The organism is Nocardioides sp., assembly GCF_047606145.1.
Lineage (GTDB): Bacteria > Actinomycetota > Actinomycetes > Propionibacteriales > Nocardioidaceae > Nocardioides.
Genome location: NZ_JASGET010000159.1, coordinates 1 through 9384, shown reverse-complemented (window position 1 = coordinate 9384; position 9384 = coordinate 1). Strand labels below are relative to the sequence as shown.

The window sequence follows — 9384 nt, the reverse complement described above, 5'->3', positions numbered from 1 at the left end:
CTCGCCCGCGCCGCGGCCGTCGTACCGACCGACCGGCACCGCGAGCCGCGCGCCCAGCGAGAGGCGGCGCAGCGGGCCCGGCTGCAGCTCCCGCCGCTGCCGTTGACCACCATCGGCTCCTTCCCGCAGACGCCGGAGCTACGCCGGGCGCGCGCCGCGTATGCGGCCGGGACGTTGTCCGCGGCCGAGTACGCCCATCACATGCGGCAGGAGATCCGGGTGGTGATCCAGATCCAGGAGGCGCTCGGCTTCGACGTCCTGGTCCACGGCGAGCCCGAGCGCAACGACATGGTGCAGTACTTCGCCGAGCAGCTCGACGGCTACGCGGCCACGGCTGCGGGCTGGGTGCAGTCCTACGGATCGCGGTGCGTGCGGCCGCCGATCCTCTACGGCGACGTACGGCGTCGCTCCGCGATGACGCTGGAATGGATCGGCTACGCCCAGAGCCTCACCGAGCGGCCGGTCAAGGGCATGCTCACCGGGCCCGTCACGATGCTCGCCTGGTCGTTCGTCCGCGATGATCAGCCGCTGGCGACCACCGCCGACCAGGTGGCGCTCGCGTTGCGCGACGAGGTGGCCGATCTGGAGGAGGCCGGGATCGCGATCGTCCAGGTCGACGAGCCGGCGCTGCGCGAGACACTCCCGTTGCGCACCGAGGAGCAGAAGACCTATCTCGACTGGGCGACCGGCGCGTTCCGGCTGGCGACCAGCGGCGTCGCGGTGGACACCCAGATCCACACCCATCTGTGCTACTCCGAGTTCGGCGAGATCCTCGGCGCCATCGACGATCTCGGTGCCGACGTCACCAGCATCGAGGCCGCCCGCTCGGCCATGGAGCTGCTCGGCGATCTGCGCGAGGGCGCGTTCGGCAGCCAGCTCGGCCCGGGCGTCTACGACATCCACTCGCCGCGCGTGCCCACCGTCGAGGAGATCACCGGACTGCTGCGGCGGGCGCTGGAGACCCTGCCGGCCGAGCGAGTGTGGGTCAATCCCGACTGTGGCCTGAAGACCCGCGGCTACGCCGAGGTCGAGCCCGCCCTGCGGGCGATGTCGGCCGCGGCGAGGACGCTACGAGCCGGGCTGTGAGCAGAGCGTGAGCGAGCGGCCCTGACCGGGGTCGACGACGTGGGTGGGTGCCGGGGCCGGCACCCACCCACGGTGGAACCCGTCCACGAGCGCCGGCAGCCCGGCAGTCCCGACAACGGGTCGGGTCGTCTCGGTCCCGCGGCCGACTCAGACCGCGGCGTCCAGGCCCGCCTGGTGCAGTCGCTCGCGGGTGTTCGGGTTGACCGAGGGCCGGAACGGCATCTCGACGACCGTCGCCGCGACGGGCTGGCCGGGGACGTCGGCGTACCTCTCGGGCAGGTGGACGACCAGCTCGGTGCCGATGGTTGCCAGCGGTACCGGGACGTGGGCCATGGCGATGTTGGTGCCGAGCTCGGGGGAGTACCACGGGGAGGTCACGTAGCCGGTCGGCTCGGCCCCGGGCTCGCCCACCAGCCAGAAGTCGGGTGCATACTCCTCGATCGGCTTGCCGCCGAGTCGCAGGCCGACCAGCGTGTGCAGGTACGGCGGCGAGCCCGCCTCGATCTGCGTCCGGGCGGCCTCGAGTGCCGCCTTGCCGATGTAGTCGGCCTGCTTGTTGCGCGGCACCTGGTAGCCCAGGTTGACCTGGAAGGGCAGCGTCTCGGCATCCATGTCCTGGCCCCAGGAGAGGATGCCGGCCGCGATCCGGCGATGGTGTGCGGGCGCGATCACCATGAGCTGGTGGGCCTTGCCGGCCTCGAGCACGGCGTTCCACATGTCCTCGGCGTGCAGGGTCGCGTTGCGGAGGTAGATCTCATATCCCTTCTCTCCGGTGAACCCGGTCTGGGAGACCACCACCGGGTGACCGGCGACCTCACCCTCGTAGAGCCCGTAGGAGGGGATCTCGGAGACCTCCGGACCGAACAGGTCGACCATCAGCGCCTCGGACTTCGGGCCCTGGATCTGGACCGGGCAGACATCGATCTCGGCGATGTCGACGTGGAACCGGCGCCCGACGTTGACGCCTTGCAGCCAGAACATCAGATCGGAGTCGGAGAGGCTGAACCAGAACTCGTCCGAGGAGATGCGGAGCAGCACCGGGTCGTTGAGGATGCCACCCTGCTCGTTGCAGAGGATCACATACCGAGCCCGCATCGGCGGGATCTTGGTGGCGTCCCGGGTGATGACGTAGTTCACGAACGCCTCCGCGTCCGGGCCCTGGACCCGGATCTGCCGTTCGACGGCGACGTTCCACATGGTGACGTGGTTGACCAGAGCGTCGTACTCCACCATCGGGCCGCCGTCCTCGTGCCGGACGTAGCCGCGGGGGTGGTAGACGCGGTTGTAGACCTCGGCGCGCCAGCACCCGGCCGCGACCGAGAGATGCCAGTACGGCGACTTGCGGATGCGGGTGGAGATCAACAGCTCGACCGGAGTCGGCCCGGACTGGCGCAGGTTGATCGGGACGAGCCGATCCGACTGGTCGACGGTCGGCGCGTTGGGCTGGGAACTGCCTGGGGCGGAGTGTGCAGCAGAGAGGGTCATGGCGACTCCATCGCTCGTGGAAATACCTGCAGGAGACGATGCAGGCGGTCTCCTGACTCCCGGGGCGTTGGCCCGCCTCCGCCGTCCCGGGGGCGGCGCCCCGGTGGTGCGGTCGGCACCCCGGTCACAGTGGCGAGGACCGTGTCGGAGTCGCACCGACTTCCCGTATCTGCAACGCTTGCGCGAGCGTAGGACCGGTGTTGCGTGATGGTCAATAAGTTGCTCCATACGCAACAAAAGCCACCGGGTTGTCAGGAGATGACCCGGTGGCCGTACCGCCTCACCAGGCCGGGCATGATCCGCAGGATCTCGGTCTGCGCCGTCCCGTAGCTGCTTCCTCCCACCCACAGCCGGATACGGGGCGGAAGATCGCGTCCGCGCGCTCGGGCCGGTGCCCGCCACGGGCGACGCAGGACCGCGGCGTAGCCCGGTACGTCGGCCTCGCGCAGCGTCATGAGCAGCAGCGAGGCCACGTCCTCGCGGGTGACGTCGACCAGGGCGACCCAGGACCGGTCGTCCAGGCCGTTGCCCCAGCCGCCGGGCGGCAGCCAGTACGGCCGGCCGAACCTGCTGAGGTCTCGGATGACGTGGTGCGAGGAGCCTGCCACCGCCGCTCACCTCCTCTCGCCGGCCGTGCCGGCGAGGAACCGTCAGCGCGAGGCGGTTCGGCACGGTGCCGGGCGGGTTCCATCGCCCGAGGAACATGGTCCTCGACTCCAGCCTAGCCGGGGAGGAGGCGCCGTGCGGTGCCGATGGCACCTTTTCGCAAAACACTACATGTAGGTAGTTACATGGCTGTGGTTCCGTGTATATGGTGGTTCGAGCAGCTGGTTCTTCGTGGCAGCCGGTCACGGAGAGGCAAGAGGGAACCCGGTGTGAGTCCGGGACTGCCCCGCAGCGGTGAGTGGGAACGACCCCCGTCACGTGCACTGGATCCCGAGCGGGATCTGGGAAGCGACGGGCAGTAGGAATCTCGACGCGAGACACATGCCGAGAGGACGCCCACGAGTCCGAAGACCTGCCAGTGCTCCACCGTCAGCGGTGGGGGTCCGCGACCTCGAGGGAAGGTCAGGGGATCGAAGCGGTGGGCACCCTTCTCCGCTCCTCCTCGTCGCACACCTCGTCACCGCGGAAGCTTCCACAGTCGGTTCACGAGGGGGATGCGCAGATGAGCACCAGCGACAGCGGCAGCGACACGACCAGCGACACGACCAGCGACACGACCAGCGACACCGGGCGGACGACCGGCGTCACCGTCGTCAAGCGGGACGGCAGCCGGGCGCCGTACGACGGCTACGAGATCGCCCGCTCGATCGAGGAGGCCGCGGCCGGGCTGGACGACGAGGTCGCGCGCGCCACCCAGCTCCGCTCCGAGCTGGAGATCACGCTGTTCGACGGGATCACCAGCGAGCAGCTGGACGAGGCGGTGGTCCAGGTGGCCCTGCAGAACGTCAAGGACGACCCGGCCTATGACACCATCGCGGCGCGGCTGTTGGTGAAGAGCTTCTACAAGGCGATCTTCGGCGAGGGGGTGACCCGCGAGGAGGTCTATGCCTTCCATGGCGAGGCGTTCGTGGCCTTCGTCGAGCGCGGCATCGAGCTGGGCCTGCTCGACCCCCGGCTGCGTGACTTCGACCTGCACCGGCTCGGCTCCGCGCTCGACCCCGACCGCGATGACCTGCTGCGCTACATCGGGGTGCAGACGATGCGGACCCGGTACATGATCTCGGCCCCCGAGGGCCGCCCGATGGAGATGCCGCAGTTCTTCTGGATGCGGGTGGCGATGGGGCTGGCCCTGGGCGAGGAGGACAGGGACACGGCCGCGCTGCGGTTCTACGACAAGATGTCGCGGCTGGAGTACCTGGCGGCCGGCTCGACGCTGGTCAACGCCGGCACCTCCTACGCCCAGCTCTCCAACTGCTTCGTGATGCAGATGGAGGACGAGATCGAACACATCGCCAAGTCGGTGCGCGACGTGATGTGGCTGACCAAGGGCACCGGCGGCATCGGGCTGTCGGTCTCCAAGCTGCGCGCCGAGGGTTCGCCGATCAGGTCGAACAACACCGTCTCGACCGGACCGATCCCGTTCATGCACACCATCGACTCCACGCTGCGGGCGGTCAGCCGCGGTGGGAAGAAGTTCGGCGCGCTGTGCTTCTACATGGAGAACTGGCATCTGGACTTCCCGGCGTTCCTCGACCTGAGGCAGAACTCCGGCGATCCCTACCGGCGCACCCGCACCGCCAACACCGCGGTCTGGATCTCGGACGAGTTCATGGTGCGGGTCGAGAGCGACCAGCCCTGGTACCTCTTCGACCCGGCCGAGGTGCCCGACCTGGTCGAGCTGACCGGGAAGGCGTTCTCCGCCCGCTACGCCGAGTACGTCGAGCTGGCGGAGGCGGGCCGGCTGCGGCACAAGAAGATCGGTGCTCGTGAGCAGTTCAAGGCGATCCTGACCTCGCTCCAGTCCACCTCGCATCCGTGGCTGACCTGGAAGGACACGATCAACACCCGAGCGCTGAACGACAACGCCGGCGCCATCCACCTCTCCAACCTGTGCACCGAGATCTGCCTGCCGCAGGACCGGGAGAACGTCTCGGTCTGCAACCTGGCCTCGATCAACCTCTCCCGGCACGTGGAGGGCCGTCGCCGCGGTGCGGGTGGAAGCGGGGCGCGGGTGGACTGGGACCGGCTGGCGGAGTCGACCCGGCTCGCCGTACGGCAGCTGGACAACCTCATCGACATCACCATCTCCTCGGTGCCGGAGTCGGAGCACTCCAACGAGCTCAACCGCGCGCTCGGGCTCGGCGTGATGGGCTTCACCGACATCGTCGAGCGGTTCGGCTACTCGTATGAGTCGACGGAGGCCTACGAGCTGATCGACCAGATCATGGAGTTCGTCTCCTGGCACGCCATCGACGCCTCCGCCGATCTGGCGCGGGAGCGTGGCGCGTATCCGAACTTCGCGGGCTCGAAGTGGAGCAAGGGCCTGGTGCCGGTCGACACCCTGAACCTGCTGGAGAAGGACCGCGGCGTCCCGGTCGCCGTCGACCGCACCGAACGACTGGACTGGGATGCGCTCCGGGCCAAGGTCGCCGGCGGCATCCGGAACTCGACCCTGATGGCCATCGCCCCGACCGCGTCCATCGGCCTGGTCGCCGGGACGACCCCCGGGCTGGACCCGCAGTTCAGCCAGATCTTCAGCCGGGCCACCAGCTCCGGCAAGTTCCTGGAGGTGAACCGCAACCTGGTCGCCGACCTGCGCGCCGCGGGGCTGTGGGAGCGGGTGCGCGAGGACCTGCTCCGGCACCAGGGCGACCTGTCGAAGGTGGCCGAGGAGAACCCGGACCTCGGGGTGCCGGCGGAGCTGGTCGAGATCTACAAGACCTCCTTCCAGCTCTCCGGGTATGCGTTCCTCGAGGTCGCGGCGCGGGCGCAGAAGTGGATCGACCAGGCCATCAGCCGCAACATCTATCTGGCCGACCGCAACGTGTCGGCGATGCTCGACCTCTACGCAGCGGCCTGGCGGATGGGGGTCAAGACCACCTACTACCTGCACATGATGCCGCGGCACACCGCCGAGCAGAGCACGGTGAAGGTGAACAAGGCCGCCTCGCTCGCACCGGCCGGGGGAGCGCGGCGCGGCTTCGGGGCCTCGCCCCAGCCGCGGCGGGGCTTCGGCGCGGCCGCCCCGGTCACCGCACCGGAGGGTGCCAGGGAGCTCGAGGTGGTCGAGGAGGTGGACGAGGTCGACGGGGCTCAGTGCCCCGTCGACCCGATGGAACGCCTCCAGTGCGAGTCCTGCCAGTAGTCCGAGGCGAGTCCACCTCCCCGGTCGAGTAGCGCTCGGTCGAGGTTGGAGGTCTCGATACGTCCGGGCCGGCTCGTTCCTCGCTCGCCCGGACTACTCGACCGACGAGAGACGACGAGGATGCGGCCGGGCGCGTCCACCGTGCCTGCTCGTTGAGTAGCGCCCGGCGGTGGGTCTCGACAGATCCGATGAGGTCCGATGAGAGACGACGACAGAAGGAGAACGACATGCCGATTCTCGGCACCGGAATCGAAGAGGGCCTGCTGCTCAAGCCGGTCACCTACCAGTGGGCGATGGACCTCTACGACCAGGCGGTGGCCAACACCTGGTTCCCCAACGAGGTGCAGCTGGGAGAGGACCTGGCCGACTTCGAGAAGATGAGCGCCGACGAGCGGGCGGCGCTGACCTTCTTGATGAGCTACTTCAACCCCAACGAGTTGCTGGTCAACAAGGCGCTCGCCTTCGGGGTCTACCCCTACGTCAACGCGGCCGAGTGTCACCTCTACCTGGCCAAGCAGATGTGGGAGGAGGCCAACCACTGCATGAGCTTCGAGTACGTGCTGGAGACCTTCCCGATCGACCGGGAGGCGGCGTACGCCTCGCATGTCACGGTGGGTTCGATGGCGGCCAAGGAGGAGTTCGAGGTCCGGTTCATCAAGCGGATGACCGAGCAGCGGATCGACATCTCCACCACCGAGGGGAAACAGGACTTCGTCCGCAACCTGATCGCCTACAACGTCATCCTGGAGGGGATCTGGTTCTACTCCGGCTTCATGGTGGCGCTCAGCTTCCGGCAGCGGAACCTGTTGCGGAACTTCGGCTCGCTGATCGACTGGATCGTGCGCGACGAGTCGCTCCACCTCAAGTTCGGCATCAACCTGGTGCTGACCGTGCTGGAGGAGAACCCGGAGATCGCGACCAGCGAGTTCGCCGCCGAGATCAAGCAGATGATCCTGGATGCGGTCGAGATGGAGGAGGCCTACAACCGCGACCTGCTGCCGGCCGGCATCCTGGGCCTCAACGCCGACTACATCAACACCTACGTGAAGTACCTGGCCGACCGGCGCCTGGACGAGCTCGGCTTCGGCGCCCACTACGGCGTCGCCAACCCGGCGAAGTGGATGGCGGCGGCCAACGACACCCTGCAGCTGGTCAACTTCTTCGAGTCGATCAACACCTCCTACGAGGTCAACGCCCGTCAGGGCTGAGGGCGGTGACCGGCGATGTCGTGCCTGGGATTCATGACTCCCGCTCAGCGCGCCGCGCTGGCGGCGTCCTCGGCCGGGGACGACGGCGCACCGTTGTCCCGGTTCGCCTCGCCGCCGGCGAGCGCGGGCAAGCGGCACCGGGTCCGGGTGCTCGCGGCCTCGGCGGCTCCCGCGATCCGGGAGAGCGCGGCGCTCGCCCACCACGCCCCGCCCGACGTACTCGAACTGCTCGCCCGGGACGCGGTGGCGTCGGTACGTCGGTGCGTGGCGCGTAACCCCGCGACCGATCCTGGTGTGCTGACCGGCCTGGCCTCGGATCCGGATGCCTTCGTGCGCGGGTGGGTGGCCGCGAATCCACAGGCGCCGGCGGCGGTGCGTGAGCTGCTCGCCGAGGACCCCGATGCGGGCGTGCGTGCGGTGGTCGCGTGGGTCGCTCGTTGGCACACCGGCCCGGCCGAGCGCACCCGGCCGGTCCGACCGTGACGCGCGGTGATGCGACCGTGGATCGAGTCGACACCGGCGTACGACCCCGGCAGCGGCGCGGGCTGTCGCTGCTCGGCCCGGCGTTCATCACCGCGGTGGCCTACGTCGACCCGGGCAACGTGGCCACCAACATGGCCGCCGGGTCGCACTACGGCTACCTGCTGGTCTGGGTGGTGATCCTCAGCAACCTGATCGCGATGCTGGTGCAGTACCTGTCGGCGAAGGTGGGGATCGCCACCGGCACCGGTCTGGCCGCGCTGTGTCGCGACAGCTACCCGCGTCCGGTCGCGGTCGGCCTGTGGGTGCAGGCCGAGCTGGTCTGCGTGGCGACCGATCTGGCCGAGGTGGTGGGCGGGGCGCTGGCGCTGAGGCTGCTCTTCGGCCTGCCGATGCTCGCCGGCGGCATCGTCACCGGCGTGGTGGCCTTCGTCATCCTCGGCTTCCGTCGACACGGGAGCGGCCGGTTCGCGACGATCGTGATGGCGCTGCTCGGTGTCATCCTGGTCGGGTTCGCGCTCAGTGCGGTGATGTCCGGGATCGAGCCGGCGATGGTGGCCCGCGGGAGCGTGCCGCACCTCGCCGGTTCGGCGAGCCTGATGCTCGCGGTCGGGATCCTCGGGGCGACCGTGATGCCGCACGCCATCTACCTGCACAGTGGGCTGACCAGCAGCCAGGCACGCGACCGGATCGAACCACGGACGTTGCTGCGCGCACAGCGCGCCGATGTCGTCCTCGCGCTCTCGGTGGCCGGGGCGATGAACCTGCTCATGCTGCTGGTGGCCGCTGCCGCGCTCGGCGGAGCCGGCATCGACACGATCGAGGGCGCTCATGCAGCCCTGGGCCGGGTCCTGGGCGCCGGTCCGGCCCTGCTGGTCGCACTCGCGCTGCTCGCCTCCGGGCTGGTGGCCTCGAGCGTGGGCACCCTGGCCGGACAGATGGTGATGGAGGGCTTCCTCCGGCGCCGGATCCCGGACGTCGTACGCCGGGCGGTGACGCTGGCACCCGCCTTGGTGGTACTGGGCCTGCACGTCGACCCGACCCTCGCGCTGGTGCTCTCCCAGATCGTGCTGTCGTTCGGGGTGCCCTTCGCGTTGGTCCCGCTGGTGCAGCTCAGCTCCCGCGCCGCGGTGATGGGCCGCTATGCGAACAGACCGCTCACCACGCGGCTGGGCTGGTTGTGCGCGTCGATCGTGGTGGCGCTCAACCTGACCCTGCTGATCGACGTGCTCCGCTGAGCGGGGCGGGGGGGGGGGGGGGGCCCCCCCCCCCCGCCCCGCGGGGGAGGGGGGGGGGGGGGGGCCCGCGCCGGGG

At 69.4% G+C, this 9384-nt stretch carries 7 protein-coding genes and 2 riboswitches; of the genes, 5 read left to right on the top strand and 2 right to left on the bottom strand.

Annotated elements, in window-relative coordinates; genetic code table 11:
- Window positions 1-1086: 5-methyltetrahydropteroyltriglutamate--homocysteine S-methyltransferase (gene metE, locus QM638_RS21860; RefSeq protein ID WP_415145585.1), on the top strand; the 1086-nt coding region annotated here is incomplete at its 5' end.
- Between the two features lie 147 nt (window positions 1087-1233).
- Here metE and QM638_RS21855 read toward each other — a convergent pair.
- Window positions 1234-2571 (bottom strand): glycine cleavage T C-terminal barrel domain-containing protein, encoded by a 1338-nt coding sequence (locus tag QM638_RS21855; RefSeq protein WP_415145583.1) that lies wholly within the window; start codon window positions 2569-2571, stop codon window positions 1234-1236.
- A 25-nt stretch (window positions 2572-2596) separates the two neighbouring features.
- A riboswitch (cobalamin riboswitch) is annotated at window positions 2597-2785 on the bottom strand.
- A gap of 37 nt (window positions 2786-2822) precedes the next feature.
- The gene (locus tag QM638_RS21850) at window positions 2823-3179 is read right to left on the bottom strand and encodes a hypothetical protein (RefSeq protein ID WP_415145581.1); all 357 of its coding nucleotides are present in this window, start codon (window positions 3177-3179) and stop codon (window positions 2823-2825) included.
- 203 nt (window positions 3180-3382) lie between these two features.
- Window positions 3383-3612: riboswitch (cobalamin riboswitch) on the top strand.
- 127 nt (window positions 3613-3739) lie between these two features.
- On the opposite strand from QM638_RS21850, the gene QM638_RS21845 reads away from it, so the two are divergent.
- The 4 genes from QM638_RS21845 (at window position 3740) to QM638_RS21830 (ending at window position 9308) form a co-directional block, all read left to right on the top strand.
- Entirely contained in the window at window positions 3740-6382 is a 2643-nt protein-coding gene (locus QM638_RS21845) for a ribonucleoside-diphosphate reductase subunit alpha (protein ID WP_415145579.1), read from the top strand.
- 227 nt (window positions 6383-6609) lie between these two features.
- On the top strand, window positions 6610-7590 hold the full coding sequence (locus QM638_RS21840) for a ribonucleotide-diphosphate reductase subunit beta (protein WP_415145577.1): 981 nt from the start codon (window positions 6610-6612) through the stop codon (window positions 7588-7590).
- 33 nt (window positions 7591-7623) lie between these two features.
- Complete coding sequence (locus QM638_RS21835) at window positions 7624-8073, top strand: hypothetical protein (protein ID WP_415145575.1); 450 nt, start codon at window positions 7624-7626, stop codon at window positions 8071-8073.
- A 17-nt stretch (window positions 8074-8090) separates the two neighbouring features.
- A complete protein-coding gene (locus QM638_RS21830; RefSeq protein ID WP_415145573.1) occupies window positions 8091-9308 on the top strand; it encodes an Nramp family divalent metal transporter in 1218 nt (405 codons plus the stop codon).
- Window positions 9309-9384: the final 76 nt, after the last annotated feature.